Origin of the sequence: Pseudomonas sp. MWU16-30323 (assembly GCF_020515595.1) — a bacterium.
In the GTDB taxonomy this organism is placed as follows: Bacteria; Pseudomonadota; Gammaproteobacteria; order Pseudomonadales; family Pseudomonadaceae; genus Aquipseudomonas; species Aquipseudomonas yamanorum.
Map to the genome: position 1 here is coordinate 1 of NZ_JAIWYM010000008.1, position 19,174 is coordinate 19,174.

General features: G+C 60.6%; 13 protein-coding genes and 2 pseudogenes. All 15 read left to right on the forward strand.

The window, feature by feature from the left end; translation table 11 throughout:
- Window positions 1-413, forward strand: a pseudogene (locus tag LIY45_RS11820) (RHS repeat domain-containing protein); the annotation flags it as partial.
- 69 nt (window positions 414-482) lie between these two features.
- Window positions 483-714, forward strand: a pseudogene (locus tag LIY45_RS11825) (hypothetical protein); the annotation flags it as partial.
- Between the two features lie 230 nt (window positions 715-944).
- On the forward strand, window positions 945-1,724 hold the full coding sequence (yaaA, locus tag LIY45_RS11830; protein WP_017477648.1) for a peroxide stress protein YaaA: 780 nt from the start codon (window positions 945-947) through the stop codon (window positions 1,722-1,724).
- Window positions 1,725-2,616: 892 nt separating this feature from the next.
- Window positions 2,617-3,933 carry a nucleotide sugar dehydrogenase gene (locus LIY45_RS11835; protein ID WP_226476446.1) on the forward strand — a complete coding sequence of 439 codons (1,317 nt, stop codon included), beginning with the start codon at window positions 2,617-2,619 and terminating at the stop codon, window positions 3,931-3,933.
- A gap of 83 nt (window positions 3,934-4,016) precedes the next feature.
- Complete coding sequence (gene alg8, locus LIY45_RS11840) at window positions 4,017-5,498, forward strand: mannuronan synthase (RefSeq protein WP_017477650.1); 1,482 nt, start codon at window positions 4,017-4,019, stop codon at window positions 5,496-5,498.
- A gap of 36 nt (window positions 5,499-5,534) precedes the next feature.
- Window positions 5,535-6,704, forward strand: a complete 1,170-nt coding sequence (locus LIY45_RS11845; RefSeq protein WP_226476447.1) for an alginate biosynthesis protein Alg44 — start codon at window positions 5,535-5,537, stop codon at window positions 6,702-6,704.
- 8 nt (window positions 6,705-6,712) lie between these two features.
- Window positions 6,713-8,221, forward strand: a complete 1,509-nt coding sequence (gene algK, locus LIY45_RS11850; protein WP_226476448.1) for an alginate biosynthesis TPR repeat lipoprotein AlgK — start codon at window positions 6,713-6,715, stop codon at window positions 8,219-8,221.
- Window positions 8,218-9,705: an alginate export family protein gene (locus LIY45_RS11855; RefSeq protein WP_226476449.1), complete on the forward strand. Its 1,488-nt coding sequence runs from the start codon at window positions 8,218-8,220 to the stop codon at window positions 9,703-9,705. The genes algK and LIY45_RS11855 overlap by 4 nt, the downstream gene beginning before the upstream one ends.
- A complete protein-coding gene (algG, locus tag LIY45_RS11860) occupies window positions 9,705-11,264 on the forward strand; it encodes a mannuronan 5-epimerase AlgG (RefSeq protein WP_226476450.1) in 1,560 nt (519 codons plus the stop codon). The genes LIY45_RS11855 and algG overlap by 1 nt, the downstream gene beginning before the upstream one ends.
- Window positions 11,265-11,275: 11 nt before the next feature.
- Window positions 11,276-12,724: an alginate O-acetyltransferase gene (locus tag LIY45_RS11865; RefSeq protein ID WP_226476540.1), complete on the forward strand. Its 1,449-nt coding sequence runs from the start codon at window positions 11,276-11,278 to the stop codon at window positions 12,722-12,724.
- An 8-nt stretch (window positions 12,725-12,732) separates the two neighbouring features.
- Window positions 12,733-13,842 carry a mannuronate-specific alginate lyase gene (locus tag LIY45_RS11870; RefSeq protein ID WP_226476451.1) on the forward strand — a complete coding sequence of 370 codons (1,110 nt, stop codon included), beginning with the start codon at window positions 12,733-12,735 and terminating at the stop codon, window positions 13,840-13,842.
- Between the two features lie 190 nt (window positions 13,843-14,032).
- On the forward strand, window positions 14,033-15,598 hold the full coding sequence (locus LIY45_RS11875) for an MBOAT family protein (protein WP_226476452.1): 1,566 nt from the start codon (window positions 14,033-14,035) through the stop codon (window positions 15,596-15,598).
- An 11-nt stretch (window positions 15,599-15,609) separates the two neighbouring features.
- Window positions 15,610-16,797: an alginate O-acetyltransferase gene (locus LIY45_RS11880; protein ID WP_226476453.1), complete on the forward strand. Its 1,188-nt coding sequence runs from the start codon at window positions 15,610-15,612 to the stop codon at window positions 16,795-16,797.
- Between the two features lie 16 nt (window positions 16,798-16,813).
- Complete coding sequence (locus tag LIY45_RS11885) at window positions 16,814-17,470, forward strand: alginate O-acetyltransferase AlgF (protein ID WP_226476454.1); 657 nt, start codon at window positions 16,814-16,816, stop codon at window positions 17,468-17,470.
- 149 nt (window positions 17,471-17,619) lie between these two features.
- Entirely contained in the window at window positions 17,620-19,071 is a 1,452-nt protein-coding gene (locus LIY45_RS11890; protein WP_017477660.1) for a mannose-1-phosphate guanylyltransferase/mannose-6-phosphate isomerase, read from the forward strand.
- The last annotated feature ends 103 nt before the right edge of the window (window positions 19,072-19,174 follow it).

The window sequence follows — 19,174 nt, forward strand, 5'->3', positions numbered from 1 at the left end:
CATTTACCGACAGGCAGGGTACGCAGCAGAAACTAAGTTATGCCTACGACTCGCTCGGTCAGTTGCTCAGCGAAAGCAGCGACGCGGGTGAACTGGGCTATCGCTACGACGCCCTGGGCAACCTGGAAACCCTGACCCTGCCCGACCAGCGTCAACTCAACCATCTGTACTACGGCAGCGGCCACCTGCATCAACTCAACCTGAATGGCAGAGTGATCAGCGACTTCGAGCGCGACCAACTGCACGAGGAAGTGCTGCGCACCCAGGGCGCCCTGCACACTCGCACCCGCTACGACCGCAATGGCCGCCTCAGCCAGAAGGCCCTGCACTCTCAGCAGGTTGCCCCCGAGGTGCTGCCGTTGTTGCAGAAGGACTATCAGTACGATGCCACTGACAATCTGATGGCCGAGGTACTGACCCAGACCCAACGGCCAGTTGGCAACCGTCCGACCGCAGCGACCAATGATGACAGCCTGATTGGCAGAAAAGTGCCACCCAATGGAAAAACCGGAGGTGCCGATGTAGCCCTGAATCTGATCAACAAGCGGTACGGTATCGAGCGAGATTTAAAAGAAGTCGGCGATGAACATCGCCATGAAGGTCGACAGCAAAACAGTCTGTCGGTCCTGACGCAGTTACACGCCCAAAGGCGCGACGGCCAGCGCTCAACTTTACAGTTTGGTCGAGACGGCTAAAGCCAACGGCCAAGAACCCTCTGCGTGGTCTGGCCTGGATCCACTGTGCGATGCCGCCACGCCGCTAATTGGTCTGGTGATCCACCTGCGCCGTCTGGACCACCACGATGACGTACCTGCGCTGTATAACCAATTTCCAGCATGCTCATTCCCGACCGGCCCATCACTAACAAGTGCCTATCACCATCATAGGTGGAGTCAAACCGCCCTACCCCCTAGAATCCCCCCACGATTAAAGGAGACGACTTCATGCTGACGGTGATTTCCCCCGCCAAAACCCTCGATTTCGAGTCAAAGCCGGTCACCCCGCGCTTCACCCAACCGCAATACCTCGACCACTCCCAGGAGCTGATCGAACAACTGCGGGAACTGAGCCCGGCGCAAATCAGCGAGTTGATGCACGTCTCCGACAAAATCGGCGGCCTCAACGCCGCACGCTTCGGCAGCTGGACCCCAGCCTTCACCCCCGCCAACGCCAAGCAAGCCCTGCTGGCCTTCAAGGGCGATGTCTACACCGGCCTCAACGCCGAAACCTTCAAGGACGCCGACTTTACCTACGCCCAGGATCACCTGCGCATGCTCTCCGGCCTGTACGGCCTGCTGCGCCCACTGGACCTGATGATGCCGTACCGCCTCGAGATGGGCACCAAGTTGCCCAACGCCCGTGGCAAGGACCTGTACGCTTTCTGGGGCACCCGCATCAGCGAGTGGCTCAACGAAGCCCTGGCCGAACAAGGCGATGACGTGCTGCTCAACCTGGCCTCCAACGAGTACTTTTCGGCAGTCAAACGCCCGGCACTGAACGCGCGAATCATCAACACCGAGTTCAAGGACCTGAAAAACGGCCAGTACAAGATCATCAGCTTCTACGCCAAAAAGGCCCGGGGCATGATGAGCCGCTTTGTGATTGAAGAACGCATCAACGACCCGGCCAGGCTCAAGGAGTTTGACGTGCAGGGTTATCGCTTCAATGCGGAGCAGTCGAAGCCGGATAACCTGGTGTTCCTGCGGGATCACGCACCGGAATAACTCAGTCTTTCTGAAAACCGGAAACCCGTGGCGAGGGAGCTTGCTCCCGCCGGGTTGCGCAGCGGCCCCAAAAAAGCCAGGGCCGCTTCGCGCCCCAGCGGGAGCAAGCTCCCTCGCCACAACAATTCCCTCGAATAACCCCCTCCTAAGCCCCTCTAATCGTCATTTATTTGGCGTCAAAAATATTTCTTCAGATTTCCTAACATTTATTTCACTCGACATTCGTCAATTTTTTTCGTAGTGGCACGACTCTTTTTAAAGAGTAGTGGCACAAAACTATTTACCCCTCGTAACTCCCCGCAACTACTGGCCCAAATAGCAAGTGCTATCACAATAGTACTAGTGCCATCTTTCCTAATATTTCAAGAAATTTCCGGAAACAGGATGAGTGGGCAGGAACTATGTCCTAAAGCACCGCTCATACCACCGGTAACGATTATCTCTGCAGATGTAAGAGATGACTTACGCGGCGACCAAGGGAAGTAGCAAAGTTGTCATACAGCTTTGACTCAATGGTCAAATCATCAACTGATTAGTTGAAGGCGGACGAAAAGGTTTTACTACTTTCTCCGACAAGGCCAAGGCTGAGCTCACCTGCATGGGTCAGTGAGACAACCCAAGCCGTTGATAAATAAGGGCTAAAAGCCCCTGTCAACGCCTTGCGGCACTGGCGCCAGGCCCTTCCCCAGGAAGGCTGGCTGCATTTCAGGGCAAGCCCCAACAATAAGGCCACGTTGCGCACAACTTGAGTGCATTAGTTAGTCACTCGACTTTTAGTATGCCTGCACTGGATATATCGACGTTTATTCGTCGAACTTTCCAGCGCCTGAGTGACGCTTCAAAACATGAACTCCGGCCATCTAGTGGCACGATTAACAATGAGGTAAATGCGATGCGCATCAGCATATTTGGTTTGGGTTACGTCGGCGCGGTATGTGCCGGTTGCCTGTCTGCACGGGGCCATGAGGTCGTTGGCGTAGACATCTCCAAGGAAAAGATCGACCTGATCAACGCGGGTAAATCCCCCATCGTTGAACCGGGTCTGGGCGAACTGTTGAGCCAAGGTATTCAGACCGGCCGACTGCGCGGCACTACCAATTTCGCCGACGCTATCCGTGATACCGACCTGTCGATGATTTGCGTCGGCACGCCGAGCAAGAAAAACGGCGACCTGGAACTCAACTACATCGAATCGGTGTGCCGCGAGATCGGTTTTGTCCTGCGTGACAAGACCACCCGCCACACCATCGTGGTCCGCAGCACCGTGCTGCCAGGCACCGTGGCGAATGTGGTGATCCCGATTCTCGAAGACTGCTCGGGCAAGAAAGCCGGCGTCGACTTCGGCGTCGCGGTCAACCCTGAGTTCCTGCGTGAAAGCACGGCCATCGCCGACTACGATCTGCCGCCAATGACCGTTATCGGCGAGTTCGACACCGCTTCCGGCGATGTCCTGCAATCGCTGTACGAAGAACTCGACGCCCCGATCATCCGCAAGGACATCGCCGTCGCCGAGATGATCAAGTACACCTGCAACGTCTGGCATGCGACCAAAGTGACCTTCGCCAACGAGATCGGCAACATCGCCAAGGCGGTAGGTGTCGACGGTCGCGAAGTGATGGAAGTGGTCTGCCAGGACAAGACCCTCAACCTGTCCCAGTACTACATGCGCCCGGGCTTTGCCTTCGGCGGCTCCTGCCTGCCCAAGGACGTACGCGCCCTGACATACCGCGCCAGCTCCCTCGACGTGGATGCGCCGCTGCTCAACTCGCTGATGCGCAGCAACGAGTCCCAGGTGCAGAACGCCTTCGACATCGTCTCCAGCCATGACAAACGCAAAGTCGCCCTGCTGGGCCTGAGCTTCAAGGCCGGCACCGATGACCTGCGCGAAAGCCCGCTGGTGGAACTGGCAGAGATGCTGATCGGCAAGGGTTTCGACCTGAGCATCTACGACAGCAACGTCGAGTACGCTCGCGTGCACGGCGCCAACAAGGACTACATCGAAGGCAAGATCCCTCACGTGTCGTCCCTGCTCAACTCGGACTTCGACGAAGTGATCAACAACTCCGACGTGATCATTCTGGGCAACCGCGATGAGAAGTTCCGTGCCCTGGCGCACAACGCACCCCACGGCAAGCAAGTGGTCGACCTGGTGGGCTTCATGTCCAAGGCCACCAGCGTGAGCGGTCGTACCGAAGGCATTTGCTGGTAACAGCAACGGCAAGTTTCAAGCGACAAGCGTCCTGATCCCCGGCGCTTGTTGCTTGAAGCCTCCTTCACTTGCGGATGACGCCTATGTCCAAGTTAAAACACGTACTCCTCCAATCCGCCGGCTGGCTGTTTTTCCTCAGCCTGCTGATGGGTCTCGCCCTGCTGTTGCCGGCGAGTACGTTCGACTCCGAGTCGAAGAATTTTATTTTCCTGATTGGCGCCGTCGGTATCTGGCGCTACTCGATGGGTGCTACGCATTTCTTTCGCGGCATGCTGTTCCTGTACGTGGTCTACCCGCACCTGCGGCGCAAAGTGCGCAAGCTGGGCAAAGCGGCAGACCCGTCCCACGTATTCCTGATGGTCACCAGCTTCAGGATCGACGCGCTGACCACTGCCCAGGTCTACAGCTCGGTGATCCGCGAGGCCATCGAATGTGGCTTCCCCACCACCGTGGTCTGCTCCCTGGTGGAAATGTCCGATGAGCTGCTGGTCAAGAGCCTGTGGGCCAGGATGAACCCGCCCGACCACGTCAAGCTGGACTTCGTGCGTATCGCCGGTACCGGCAAGCGTGACGGCCTAGCCTTCGGTTTTCGCGCCATCTCCCGCCACCTGCCGGACGACCGCGCCGTGGTGGCCGTGATCGATGGCGATACCGTGCTCGCCGAGGGCGTCGTGCGCAAGACCGTGCCGTGGTTCCAGCTGTTCGGCAATGTCGGCGGCCTGACCACCAACGAGTTCTGTGAAGTGCGCGGCGGCTACATCATGAGCGAGTGGCACAAGCTGCGCTTCGCCCAACGCCACATCAACATGTGCTCCATGGCCCTGTCCAAGCGCGTGCTGACCATGACCGGTCGCATGTCGGTGTTCCGCGCCAACGTGGTCACCGACCCGGGCTTTATCGCCGACGTGGAAAGCGACTCGCTGCAACACTGGCGCCTGGGCCGCTTCAAGTTTTTGACCGGTGACGACAAGTCCAGCTGGTTCAGCCTGATGCGCCTGGGCTACGACACCTTCTACGTGCCGGACGCCGCGATCCACACCGTGGAACACCCGCCGGAAAAGAGCTTTATCAAGGCCAGCCGCAAACTGATGTTCCGCTGGTACGGCAACAACCTGCGCCAGAACTCACGTGCCCTCGGCCTGGGGATGCGTCGCCTCGGCCTGTTCACCAGCATTGTGCTGTTCGATCAACGCGTGTCGATGTGGACCTCCCTGCTGGGGTTGACCGTGGCAATCATCGCCACCTTCAAATACGGCGGCGCGTTCATCCTCGCCTACCTGCTGTGGATCGGCATCACCCGCCTGATTCTGACCCTGCTGCTGTCGTGCTCCGGCCACAAGATCGGCCCGGCTTACCCGGTGATTCTCTATTACAACCAGATCATGGGCGCGCTGGTGAAGATCTACGTGTTCTTCCGCCTTGATCAACAGTCCTGGACCCGCCAGGACACCAAACTGACCCGCGATTTGGCCAGCTTTCAACGTTGGTTCAACACCTGGTCGTCTCGGACCATGACCTTCTCCGCCGGCAGCATTTTCGTCGCCGTGTTGCTGATGATGGTTTGACCCTGCCAAGCCTGAATTAACTAGGAACTAAACACCATGAATAGCCCAGTAAACGCCAACGTTGTCCACGAATCCGAAGCCCAGCGCCAACACGCCCGGGTCAAAATCCCGGCCAAGCTGCGCTTCTTCGGCGCCGACCAAACACCGATGGAAGTGCGGGTCATCGACCTGTCCGCCGGCGGCCTGGCGTTCAACGCTCCGCAGCAGCCGCTGAAAGTCGGCGATGTGCACAAGGGTCGCTTGCAGTTTGTGATCGATAACCTGGGCCTGGCGATGGACGTCGAGCTGCAGATTCGCTCCTACGACCGCCAGACCGGCCGCACCGGTTGCCAGTTCCAGAACCTCGACGCCCAGGACATCTCCACCCTGCGCCACCTGATCACCTCACACCTGGCCGGCGACATCGTGACCATGGGCGACGTGCTGGCGACCCTGCAACGGGACAACTTCACCAAGGCGCGCAAGGTCAAGGACGGCGGCAGCAACATGACGGCGGCGGGCCGCCTGCGTGCGGTGACCTTCAGCCTCGGGATCTTTGTGGTGGGGTTGGCTGCCTTCGGTTTTGTCGTCAAATCGGTATACGGCATGTACTTCGTCAGCCACGCCACATCCGGCCTGGTGAGCGTGCCCGGGATGAACGTGACCATGCCTCGCGACGGCACCGTACAAAGCCTGATCAAAGGCGATGCGGTCGCCGCCAAAGGCGCGCCATTGGCAACCTTCAGCACCAGCATGCTCGATGTACTCAAGGGCCATCTGGACGAAGACCAGCTGCAACCGGCCAAGGTAGAAGAACTGTTCGGCAAGCAAATGACCGGCACCCTCACCTCCCCGTGCGACTGCGTCGTGGCCCAGCAACTGGTCGCCGACGGTCAGTACGCCAGCAAGGGCGATGTGATCTTCCAACTGGTGCCACGCGGCAGCCAGGCCAACGTTGATGCACGCTTCTCCTATCGCCAGTTTGCCGACGTCCGCCCGGGTACCCGCGTGAACTTCCAGGTGGCGGATGAAGAGCAGGTACGTACCGGCACCATCGTCAGCAGCACCAGCCTCAACAGCAGCGAAATGTCCTCCGACATTCGCGTGCAGATCAAACCCGACGCCCCGCTGGACAGCACCTACGCCGGCCGCCCGGTTGAAGTCACCAGCGACCGCGGCCCATCCCTGAACTGGCTGATCGACAAAGCCATGGCTCACGGTCTGTAAGCGAGGACATGCCTGTGAACCCTATTCTAAAAACAGCGCTGGCCAATGTGGGAGCCGGGCTTGCCCGCGATGACGGTGGTGAATCCAACATCGGCATCGCAGGCAAGCCAGCTCCCACCCAAAGCAGGTCCCACTCTGCCTTGGCGTATTGTGCCCTGGCCTTGGCCGTGAGCCTCGCCGGTTGCGCCGGCCTGCCCGACCAACGCCTGGCCAACGACGCCCTCAAGCGTGGCGACACGGTCACCGCGCAGCAGAACTACCAGCAACTGGCAGACCTGGGCTACAGCGAGGCCCAGGTGGGCCTGGCGGATATCCAGGTCGGCACCCGCGACCCCGAGCAAATCAAGCAGGCCGAGGCGACCTATCGCGCGGCTGCCGATACCTCGCCCCGTGCCCAGGCACGCCTGGGTCGCCTGCTGGTGGCCAAGCCGGGCGCTACTGAAGCCGAGCACCATGAAGCCGAAGGCCTGTTGAAAAAAGCCTTTGCCAACGGCGAAGGCAACACCCTGATCCCGCTGGCGATGCTGTACCTGCAATACCCGCATAGCTTCCCGAACATCAACGCCCAGCAGCAGATCAGCAAATGGCGCGCCTCGGGCTACCCGGAAGCCGGCCTGGCCCAGGTGCTGCTGTATCGCACCCAGGACACCTACGACCAGCATCTGGATGAAGTGGAAAGCATCTGCAAGGCCGCGCTGAACACCACCGATATCTGCTACGTCGAGCTGGCCACGGTCTACCAGAAAAAAGCCGAGCCGGAAAAACAGGCCGAGCTGCTTAAGCAAATGGAAGCCGGCTACAGCCGTGGCACCGTCACCGCCCAGCGGGTCGACAGCGTGGCTCGCGTGCTGGGCGATGCCAGCCTGGGCAAGACCGACGAAAAAACCGCCCAGGCCCTGCTGGAAAAAATCGCCCCGGGCTACCCGGCCTCCTGGGTCAGCCTGGCGCAACTGCTCTACGACTTCCCGGAACTGGGTGACGTCGACCAAATGATGAACTACCTCGACAACGGCCGCGCCGCCGACCAACCCCGCGCCGAGCTGTTGCTGGGCAAGCTCTACTACGAAGGCAAATGGGTCCCGGCAGATGCCAAGGCCGCCGAAGAGCACTTCCAGAAAGCCGTCGGCCGCGAAGTGGCTGCCGATTACTACCTCGGCCAGATCTACCGCCGTGGCTACCTGGGCAAGGTCTATTCGCAAAAGGCCCTTGACCACTTGCTGACGGCGGCGCGCAACGGCCAGAACAGCGCCGACTTCGCGATCGCCCAACTGTTTTCCCAAGGCAAGGGCACCAAGCCCGACCCGCTTAACGCCTATGTCTTCAGCCAGTTGGCCAAGGCCCAGGACACGCCGGAAGCCAACGACCTGGCGACCCAGCTCGAAGCTGCGTTGCCCCCGGAACAACGCGCCGAAGGCCAACGCCTGGTGCAACAGGAGCTGGCCGCGCGCGGCACCCTGGCCCAAAGCACGCTGCAATTGCACGCCCTGCAAGAAGAAGACGGCGAGGAATCCCTATGAAGCTCAACCCATTCGTCAAGGCCGGCATCGGCCTGACCTGCGCCCTGCTGTGGTCGTGCCCGACCCTGGCCGCGCTGACCGAAGCCAAGAACTTCGGCCTGGAAGTCAAAGTCACCGGCCAGTCCGAAGATGACCGCGACCTGGGCACCCAGAAAGGCGGCGACGTCAACGGCATCGGCCTTGACCTGCGCCCGTGGATCTACGGTGAAAGCGGCAACTGGAGCGCCTACGCCATGGGCCAGGCCGTGACCTCCAGCGACATCATCGAGACCGACACCCTGCAACAGTCCTCGGATGACGCCACCCAACAGACCAGCAATGACGACCGCAAGAGCAAGAAAAACTACCTGGCGATGCGCGAGTTCTGGGTCGCCTACGGCGGCTTCACGCCGTACCCCGGCGAGCTCCTCAAGCTCGGTCGCCAACGCCTGCGCAATGACGACGGCCAATGGCGCGACACCAATATCGAAGCGCTGAACTGGACCTTCGACACCACCTTGCTCAAGGCCAATGTCGGTGTCGCCGAGCGCTTCAGCGAATACCGCACCGACCTCAAGGAACTGTCGCCCAAGGACAAGGACCGTCAGCACCTGTACGCCGACGCCGCCTATCAGTGGACGCCAGGCCAGTGGATCGGGCTGCGCGCGCACCACACCCATGACGACGGCAAGCTCGACTACCCGCAACCGGGCGTGGCCACCGACTCACTGGACAAGCGCGAGAACGGCGACCTGACCTGGCTCGGCATCGAAGCCAACAGCGACGCCTACAACTGGCGCAACACCAACACCGTCAACTATTGGGCGAGCGTCACCGGCATGCAGGGCGACCGCGACACGGTCAACGCCTTGAACGCCGACGGCACCCGCCCGGCCAATGCCAAGCGCAGCGATGACGTGAATGGCTGGGCCACTGATTTGGGTGTGCGCCTGCGCCTCGACCCGCAGTGGCAAGTAGGCGCCGCCTACTCCCGCGCCAGTGCCGAATACGAGCAGAACGGCCTGCAAAGCAACCGTTCGAACTGGACCGGTACCCAGTCCCGCGTCCACCGTTTCGGCGAAGCGTTTCGCGGCGAGATGAACAACATGCAGTCCATGAGCCTGTTCGGTTCCTGGCAACTGCGCGAGGACTATGACGCCAGCCTGGTGTACCACAAGTTCTGGCGCGTCGACGGCAACAAGCCGGTGGGCAGCAACGGCATCGATGCCGTGCAGAACAACACCGATGACGTGACCGGCGCGATCCTGTCCAGCACTTCCCTGCCGCTTGAAGACGGCAAGAAAGACCTGGGCCAGGAGATGGACCTGGTGGTCACCAAGTACTTCAAGAAAGGCCTGCTGCCGGCCGGGCTCAGCCAGTCGATCGACGAACCGTCGGCCCTGGTGCGCTTCCGTGCAGGCGTGTTCAAACCGGGCGACGCCTACGGCAGCCAAGTCGACTCGTACATGCATCGCGCCTTTGTCGACGTGATCTGGAAGTTCTGATGGGAGCCTGCGCAATGAAGTCTCAAAGCCTGCTCGTCGCGGCCATGCTATTGGCCAGCGCCTCGGCCTTCGCCGACAAAGCGCCGACCATCGCCAAAGAGCTGCAACAGGCCAAGACCTACACCATCTCCAGCCCGCCGACCGCGCCGCTGGAGTTGGCCAAGCCTGCGCTGCCGGACGTATCCGGCTACACCGCGGCGAATATCGCGAAGAAAATCGTGCGCAGCAAACCCGGCAAAATCAGCCTCCGCCGGATGATGCAGGAAGACGCCCTGAAGGACTTCATCGGCGGCGACAACAAGATGGCTGAATGGGTAGTGCGCCAGCACGGCATTCCCCAGGCGATCTTCGTCGATGACGGCTACATGAACCTCAAGGACCTGCTGAACAAAGTGCCCAAGCAGTACTTCAGCGAAACCTCGCCGGGGGTGTTCCTGGCCAGGTTGCCGATCGTGGTAGGCCGTAAGGGCATCCTCGAAATCGACAAGCAGACCCAGGAGCTGCGTCTGTCCCAGGAAGCCGGTTCGTTCCTGATCAACGATGGCCAACTCTTTGTGCGTGACACCAAAATCACTGGTTGGAAGGAAAAGACCAACGGCCCGGCGACCTTCCAGTCACCCAAGGAATTCCGTCCGTTCCTGCTGGCCTGGGGCGGCACCGAGACCTACATCGCCAACAGCAAGATGGCCAGCTTCGGCTACGCCAACAGCAAGTCCTACGGCGTGAGTATTTCCCAGTACACGCCGAACATGGCCAAGGTGCTCAAGCGCCCTGAGCCGACGGGCTGGATCGTCGACTCCGAGTTCTCGGACATGTGGTATGGCTTCTACTGCTACGAAACCACCGGCTTTGTGCTCAAGGGCAATACCTACAAAGACAACATCGTCTACGGCATTGACCCCCACGACCGTTCACACGGTTTGATCATCACCGACAACACCGTCTACGGCACGAAGAAGAAGCACGGGATCATCATTTCCCGGGAAGTGAACGACAGCTTCATCTTCAACAACCGCAGCTTCGACAACAAACTCTCGGGCCTGGTGATCGACCGGAACAGCATCAACAACCTGATCGCCGACAACGAGATCTACCGCAACCACACCGACGGCATCACCCTCTATGAGAGCGGCGATAACCTGCTGTGGGGCAACAAGGTGATCAGCAACCGTCGCCACGGCATCCGCATACGTAACAGCGTGAACATTCGCCTGTACGAGAACGTGGCCATGGCCAACGGGCTGACTGGCGTGTACGGCCACATCAAGGATTTGACCGACACCGACCGCGACATCGCCCTCGACCCGTTCGACACCAAGGTCTCGCTGATTGTGGTCGGCGGTGAACTGGCCGCCAATGGCAGCGGGCCGCTGTCCATCGACTCGCCGTTGAGCGTTGAGCTGTACCGCGTGTCGATGCTTGCGCCGACCAAATCCAGTGGCATCAGCTTCTCGGGCGTTCTCGGCGATCGCCAGGAAGAGATTCTCGACTTGCTGGTACGCCAGAAGAAAGCCGTGCTGATCGACCCCGTCGAACGCCAGACCGAAATGCAGGACTGAGGATGACCTTTATGCACCCACACATGATCAAACTGCTCAGCCTTTCGGGTTTGACCCTCGGCCTGCTGGCGGCCAGCCAGGGCGTGCGCGCCGACGAAGTACAGGCGCCCAAATTCAGCGCCGAACCGTGCTGCAGCCTGTGCCCGGCCGCCCACGACGCGAAGAACTACACCACGCGCTACCAGCAGAACTTCACCACCCTGGTGCAAGCCCAGGGCGACTGGTTGTTCCGCACCCAGGAAGACCTGCGCACCGAGTTCGACACCAGCCCCGCCGGCTACAAACGCATGCAGCAGTTGCACGATGCGTTCAAGAGCAAGGGCGTGGAACTGGTGGTGGTCTACCAGCCAACCCGTGGCCTGGTAAACCGCAACAAGCTCAACCCTGAAGAGAAAGCCAAGTTCGATTTCGACAAGGCCCTGGGCAATTACAAGACCATGCTCGGCCGTTTCGCCAAGATGGGCTACGTCGTGCCGGACCTGTCGCCGCTGACCAACGAGCAACTGCCGGACGAGTTGCCGGCCCACGATTTCTACTTCCGCGGCGACCAACACTGGACACCATACGGCGCCCAGCGCACCGCCAAAATCGTCGGTGCCAAAGTGCGGGCGATGCCTGAATTTGCCGGTATCCCGCAACGTGAATTCGAGACCAAGCGCTCCGGGCGCATGGGCAAGACCGGCACCCTGCACAACATGGCCGGGCAACTGTGCGGCACCAGCTATGCGATCCAGTACATGGACCAGTTCACCACCGAGCCCAAGGGCGAAGCGGCGGACGGCGACCTGTTCGGTGATTCCGGCAACCCGCAGATCACCCTCGTGGGCACCAGCCACAGCGGCAAGAACTACAACTTCGCCGGCTTCCTGGAACAGGAAATCGGTGCCGACATCCTCAACGTCGCCTTCCCCGGTGGTGGCCTGGAAGGCTCGATGATCCAGTACCTGGGCAGCGAAGAATTCCAGAAGACCCCGCCGAAGATCCTGATCTGGGAATTCTCGCCGCTGTATCGCCTGGACCAGGAGACCATCTACCGCCAGATGATGGCGCTGCTGGACAACGGCTGTGAAGGCAAGACCCCACAGATGAGCGCCAGCACCACGCTGAAACCCGGCAAGAACGAATTGCTGGTGAACAGTTCGAACAAAGACCTGCGCAATGCCAGCCATCAGGTCGACATCCGCTTCGCCGACCCGTCGGTGAAAACCCTGCAAGCCACCCTCTGGTACATGAACGGGCGCCACGAGGACATCAAGATCGAAAAACCCGAAACATCCGATACAGACGGGCGTTTCGCCTTTGAACTGCGCACCGATGAAGACTGGGCCACGCAAAACCTGCTGGCCGTGGAAGTGCAGGGCCCTGAAGCGGGCCAGGCCGCGCAGAAGGTTGAAGCGAAAATTTGCACACGCAACGTATTCCCCGCCAGTGGTCAACAGACCGCTTCGGCCGGGCAATGAGGTTACCTATGCAGAAGTTATTGATTCCATCGTTGCTGGGCCTGGCGATCTTCGCCGGCTCCGTCAATGCCGCCGCGCCATTGCGTCCGCCCCAAGGCTATTTTGCGCCGATCGAGGCGTTCAAGACCGGCGACTTCAAGAATGACTGCGACGCCATGCCGGCGCCGTACACCGGCTCGCTGCAGTTTCGCAGTAAGTACGAAGGTTCGGACAAGGCTCGCTCGACCCTGAACGTGCAGTCCGAAAAAGCCTTTCGCGACAGCACCGCCGACATCACCAAGCTGGAAAAAGACACCAGTAAACGCGTGATGCAATTCATGCGTGACGGTCGTCCGGAGCAGCTGGAATGCACACTCAACTGGCTAACCAGCTGGGCCAAGGCCGATGCATTGATGTCCAAGGACTTCAACCACACCGGCAAGTCCATGCGCAAATGGGCACTGGGCAGCATGGCGTCGGCCTATGTGCGCCTGAAGTTCTCCGACTCCCACCCGCTGGCCAACCACCAACAGGAGTCGCAGTTGATCGAAGCCTGGTTCAGCAAAATGGCCGACCAGGTGGTGAGCGACTGGGACAACCTGCCGCTGGATAAAACCAACAACCACTCCTACTGGGCTGCCTGGTCGGTGATGGCGACCTCCATCGCCACCAACCGGCGCGACCTGTTTGACTGGGCCGTGAAGGAATACAAGGTCGGCGCCAATCAGGTGGATGCCCAAGGCTTTCTGCCCAACGAATTGAAGCGTCAGCAACGGGCTTTGTCGTACCACAACTACGCCCTGCCGCCGCTGGCGATGATTGCCAGTTTTGCCCTGGTGAACGGCGTGGACCTGCGCCAGGAAAACAACGGTGCACTCAAACGCCTGGGTGACAACGTGCTGGCCGGGGTGAAAGACCCTGAGATCTTCGAGAAGAAGAACGGCAAGGAACAGGACATGAAGGACCTCAAGGAAGACATGAAATTTGCCTGGCTTGAGCCCTTCTGCACCCTCTACACCTGCGCGCCGGATGTGATCGCGCGCAAGCACGGGATGCAGCCGTTCAAGACGTTCCGCCTCGGGGGTGACCTGACCAAGGTCTTCGACCCGGCGCATGAGAAAGGCAACAAAGGCAGCTAGTCGCTGATCGTTCCCACGCTCCGCGTGGGAATGCAGCCAGGGACGCTCCGCGTCCCAAAAGCGGACGCAGAGCGTCCAGTGAGGCATTCCCACGCAGAGCGTGGGAACGATCACATAGCCCTCTCATTTCGGTGGGGGGTTTGGGGGGGCCGTTGGCCCTTGACTGTTGGTTAAACATGGAGAGATCGGGATGGTTTTCTCGTCCAATGTGTTCCTGTTTCTGTTCTTGCCGATCTTCCTCGGCTTGTACTATTTGAGCGGGCAACGCTATCGCAATCTGCTGCTGCTGGTTGCCAGTTATGTGTTCTACGCCTGGTGGCGAGTGGACTTCCTGGCGCTGTTCGCCGCCGTGACCCTGTGGAACTACTGGATCGGCCTCAAGGTCGGTGCGGCAGGCGTGCGCACCAAGCCGGCCCAGCGCTGGCTGCTGTTGGGCGTGGCGGTCGACCTGTGCATCCTCGGCTACTTCAAGTACGCCAACTTCGGCGTCGACAGCATCAACCTGATGATGAAGTCGGCGGGCCTGGAACCCTTCATCCTGACCCACGTGCTGTTGCCGATCGGGATCTCGTTCTACATCTTCGAGTCCATCAGCTACATCATTGACGTGTACCGCGGCGACACCCCGGCCACCCGCAACCTGATCGACTTTGCGGCGTTCGTGGCGATCTTCCCGCACCTGATTGCCGGCCCCGTGTTGCGCTTTCGCGACCTGGCCGACCAGTTCAACAACCGCACCCACACCCTCGATAAATTCTCCGAGGGCTGCACGCGGTTCATGCAGGGTTTCATCAAGAAGGTGTTCATCGCCGACACCCTGGCGGTGGTCGCCGACCATTGCTTCGCCCTGCAAAACCCTACGACGGGTGACGCCTGGCTCGGCGCGCTGGCGTACACCGCGCAGCTGTATTTCGACTTCTCCGGCTACAGCGACATGGCCATCGGCCTGGGCTTGATGATGGGCTTCCGCTTCATGGAAAACTTCAAGCAGCCGTACATCAGCCAGTCGATCACCGAGTTCTGGCGGCGCTGGCACATCAGCCTGTCCACCTGGCTGCGCGACTACCTCTACATCACCCTGGGCGGCAACCGTAAAGGCACGCTGACCACCTACCGCAACCTGTTCCTGACCATGCTGCTCGGTGGCCTGTGGCACGGTGCGAACATCACCTACATCGTGTGGGGTGCCTGGCACGGCATGTGGCTGGCGATTGAAAAAGCCATCGGCCTCAACACCGCACCGCGTAGCTTCAACATCGTGCGCTGGGCCTTCACCTTCCTGCTGGTGGTGATGGGCTGGGTGATCTTCCGCTCGGAAAACCTGCACGTCGCCGGCCGTATGTACGGTGCGATGTTCAGCTTCGGCGAGTGGTCACTCTCGGAACTCAACCGCGCCAGCCTCACCGGCCTGCAAGTGGCAACCCTGGTGGTGGCGTACGCAACCCTGGCGTTCTTCGGCCTGCGGGACTTCTACAACAACCGCCCACCGGAAAAAACCAAGCCTGCGGTGAACACCCAGGCCGACGGCCCCGCGACTGCCCAACCGGGCTTGATCAAGGCCGTACCGGGCGACAACCCGGGCAGTATCCATGAGCCCGGCTACACCGTGGGCACCGAGGCCACCGTACAACCGGCCTACTGGAGCGCCACCTGGCCACGCTACGCCATGCGCGCCGCCGTGCTGCTGCTGTTCGTGGCGTCGATTCTCAAACTTTCGGCGCAGAGCTTCTCGCCGTTCCTTTACTTCCAGTTCTGAGGGAGCCGACCATGACCCGTTCATTACGCGTCCTCTACATCGCCTTGTTCCTCGCCGTACTGCTGGCGTTGGGCGCCTTGTCGATGCGCAGTTTCCTGGGCTTCAGCACCAACGCCGACGCCACCGTGCTCAACGGTCGCTGGACCAAGGCCGTCGAGACCCATTACGACGACCAGTTCCCGATCAAGCGCCTGGGCACCAACCTCTGGGCAGCGCTGGACTACAAGCTGTTCAATGAAGGCCGCCCTGGGGTGGTGATCGGCCGCGATCACTGGTTGTACAGCGACGAGGAATTCAATCCGATCGTCAACGAAGACCAGAACCTGCAAGGCAACTACGCCCTGGTGGAAGGCGTGCGCCAGAAGCTCAAGGCCCAGGGCATCCAACTGGTAATGGCGATCGTGCCGGCCAAGGTGCGCCTGTACCCGGAGCACCTGGGTGAAGTGCAGCCTGCCAGCATCCACGCCGGTCTGTACCAGGACTTCCATGCCCGCATGGCCGCCGACAAGATCATCGCCCCCGACCTGATGGGCCCGCTGCAACAGGCCAAGCTGCACGGCCAGCAAGTGTTCCTGCGCACCGACACCCACTGGACCCCGGACGGCGCTGAAGTGGCGGCCAAGGAATTGGCCAAGACGATTGCCAACAAAACGCCCCTGAGCGGCGAGCCTCAACGCTTTGTCACCGAAGCCGAGAAGACCGAGCCACACAAGGGCGACCTGCGCCTGTTCCTGCCCCTGGACCCGCTGTTCGAAAACCTGATGCCGCCCAAGGAGCCGCTGCAAAAACGCGTGACGCACCTGGCTGAAACCAAAGGCGACGACGCCCTGTTCGCCGACAGCGACACCCCGGTGGCCCTGGTGGGCACCAGCTACAGCGCCAACCCGAACTGGAACTTTGTCGGCGCGCTGAAGCAAGCCCTGGGCAGCGACGTCATCAATTACTCCGAAGACGGCCACGGCCCGATCCTGCCGATGCTCAGCTACCTGAAAAGCGACGACTTCAAGAACAGCCCGCCACAGGTGCTGATCTGGGAATTTCCCGAACGTTATCTGCCCGTGAACAACGAAATCGGCGATGCCGACCCGCAGTGGGTTGCGCAGCTCAAACAAGCCGGTACGCGCCAACAAAACATGGCTATCAACACCCCCGCCATTAACAACATGAACTCCGAGACGCCCAACCGGGCGCAAAACTGAAAGAGAGGTAACTCACATGACTTTCACTACTACTCCGCGTCGTCTCGCAAAAACCTTGGCCCTCGTTGCAGGCATGAGCGTTGTTTCGATGTCCGCCTTCGCCGGTGGCGACGCCGCCCTCTACGGCCCCGTCGCGCCAAAAGGCTCGAGCTTTGTGCGGGTGTACAACGCCAGCAACCAGGAAGTCAGCGCCACCGTCGGCAGCACCAACCTCAACGAGGTTGCCCCGCTGGCCAGCAGTGACTTCAGCTTCATGCCGGGCGGTGACTACAGCGCCAAGGTCGGCAGCCAGACCCTGCCAGTCAAGCTCGCCGCCGACCACTACTACACCCTGGTCAGCAGCGGCAGCGGCCAGCCGCAACTGATCGAAGAACCGCCGTTCAAGAACAAGCAGAAATCCCTGGTGCGCGTGCAGAACCTCAGTGACAAGTCGCTGACCCTGAAAACCGCCGACGGCAAGACCGACGTGGTCCAGGCCGTGGCCGCCAAGGGCCGTGGCGAGCGCGAGATCAACCCGGTGAAGGTCAGCCTGGCCCTGTATGAAGGCGACAAGAAAGTCGGCGACGTGAAGCCGGTCGCCCTGGAACGCGGTGAGGCCGCCGTGCTGTACGTCACCGGCACTGGCGCCAACCTGTCGCCAGTGTGGGTCAAGCGCCCTGTGTCGACCCGCTGATTAGATTTTCAGATTGACGCTGCCCCCTGTGGGAGCTGGCTTGCCTGCGATGCGGACAACTCGGTGTATCAGGTACACCGAGGTGATGCCATCGCGGGCCAGCCCGGCTCCCACAGGCTCTAACCCAATTTGATTCAAGGAGAAACACCATGATCCCAGTCATCCTTTCCGGCGGTAGCGGCTCACGTCTTTGGCCGCTTTCGCGTAAACAGTTTCCCAAGCAGTTCCTGGCCCTGACCGGCGAGCACACCTTGTTCCAGCAAACCCTGGAGCGCCTGGTGTTCGAAGGCATGGACGCGCCCATCGTGGTCTGCAACAAAGACCACCGCTTTATCGTCAACGAGCAACTGGCCGCCCGCAAACTGGACACCCAGCGCATCCTGATGGAACCGTTCGGCCGCAACACCGCGCCGGCCGTGGCCCTGACCGCGATGATGCTGGTCAACGAAGGCCGTGACGAGCTGATGCTGGTGCTGCCGGCCGATCACGTGCTGGACGACCAGAAAGCCCTGCAACGCGCCCTGGCCCTGGCCACCGTGGCGGCCGAGCGCGGCGAGATGGTGCTGTTCGGCGTACCGGCCACCCGTCCGGAAACCGGCTACGGCTACATCAAGTCGACCAACGATTCGCTGCTGCCCGAAGGCGTCAGCCGCGTGCAACAGTTCGTGGAAAAACCCGATGAAAAGCGCGCCACCGAATTCGTCAAAAGCGGTGGTTATTTCTGGAACAGCGGCATGTTCCTGTTCCGCGCCAGCCGCTTCCTCGAAGAGCTGAAAAAGCACGACCCGGACATCTACGACACCTGCGTGCTGACCCTGGAGCGCAGCAACCACACCGCCGACACCATCGACATCGACGAATCCACCTTTGCCTGCTGCCCGGACAATTCCATTGACTACGCCGTGATGGAAAAAACCCAGCTGGCCTGCGTGGTGCCCTTGACCGCCGGCTGGAGCGACGTGGGTTGCTGGGCATCGCTGTGGGACGTGAATGAAAAAGACGCCAACGGCAACGTCAGCAAAGGCGACGTGGTAATCCAGGACAGCAAGAACTGCATGATCCACGGCAACGGCAAGCTGGTGTCGGTGATCGGCCTGGAAAACATCGTGGTGGTGGAAACCAAGGACGCGATGATGATTGCCCACAAGGACAAGGTCCAGGGCGTCAAGCAGATGGTCAACACCCTCAATGAGCAGGGCCGCAGCGAAACCCAGAACCACTGCGAGGTGTACCGTCCGTGGGGTTCGTATGACTCGGTAGACATGGGCGGCCGCTTCCAGGTCAAGCACATCTCGGTCAAGCCGGGCGCGTGCCTGTCATTGCAGATGCACCACCACCGCGCCGAACACTGGATTGTGGTCAGCGGCACCGCCGAAGTCACCTGTGACGAGAACGTGTTCCTGCTCACCGAGAACCAGTCCACCTACATCCCGATTGCCTCGGTGCACCGCTTGCGCAACCCGGGCAAGATCCCATTGGAGATCATTGAGGTGCAGTCCGGCAGCTACCTGGGTGAGGACGATATCGAGCGCTTTGAAGATATCTACGGTCGGTCTACGCCGATCGAGCGTGGCGTGTCGGTGAAAACCATCGCGCAGTAACAACGAGCAGCACAAGAAGCCCCCATCCCACCAACTGCGTCCCCTATCCGCAGCCGGTGGGTCGGGGGCTTTTTTAGATCACTGCCCCAACGCGTTCAAACGC

What these genes read in the sequence shown, in the direction of transcription:
- LIY45_RS11870 (WP_226476451.1), top strand. Translation starts at nt 12,733, where the DNA reads ATGCAGAAGTTATTGATTCCATCGTTGCTGGGCCTGGCGATCTTCGCC.
- LIY45_RS11885 (WP_226476454.1), top strand. Translation starts at nt 16,814, where the DNA reads ATGACTTTCACTACTACTCCGCGTCGTCTCGCAAAAACCTTGGCCCTC.
- algG (WP_226476450.1), top strand. Translation starts at nt 9,705, where the DNA reads ATGGGAGCCTGCGCAATGAAGTCTCAAAGCCTGCTCGTCGCGGCCATG.
- LIY45_RS11855 (WP_226476449.1), top strand. Translation starts at nt 8,218, where the DNA reads ATGAAGCTCAACCCATTCGTCAAGGCCGGCATCGGCCTGACCTGCGCC.
- LIY45_RS11865 (WP_226476540.1), top strand. Translation starts at nt 11,276, where the DNA reads ATGCACCCACACATGATCAAACTGCTCAGCCTTTCGGGTTTGACCCTC.
- algK (WP_226476448.1), top strand. Translation starts at nt 6,713, where the DNA reads ATGCCTGTGAACCCTATTCTAAAAACAGCGCTGGCCAATGTGGGAGCC.
- LIY45_RS11880 (WP_226476453.1), top strand. Translation starts at nt 15,610, where the DNA reads ATGACCCGTTCATTACGCGTCCTCTACATCGCCTTGTTCCTCGCCGTA.
- LIY45_RS11845 (WP_226476447.1), top strand. Translation starts at nt 5,535, where the DNA reads ATGAATAGCCCAGTAAACGCCAACGTTGTCCACGAATCCGAAGCCCAG.
- yaaA (WP_017477648.1), top strand. Translation starts at nt 945, where the DNA reads ATGCTGACGGTGATTTCCCCCGCCAAAACCCTCGATTTCGAGTCAAAG.
- LIY45_RS11875 (WP_226476452.1), top strand. Translation starts at nt 14,033, where the DNA reads ATGGTTTTCTCGTCCAATGTGTTCCTGTTTCTGTTCTTGCCGATCTTC.
- LIY45_RS11890 (WP_017477660.1), top strand. Translation starts at nt 17,620, where the DNA reads ATGATCCCAGTCATCCTTTCCGGCGGTAGCGGCTCACGTCTTTGGCCG.
- alg8 (WP_017477650.1), top strand. Translation starts at nt 4,017, where the DNA reads ATGTCCAAGTTAAAACACGTACTCCTCCAATCCGCCGGCTGGCTGTTT.
- LIY45_RS11835 (WP_226476446.1), top strand. Translation starts at nt 2,617, where the DNA reads ATGCGCATCAGCATATTTGGTTTGGGTTACGTCGGCGCGGTATGTGCC.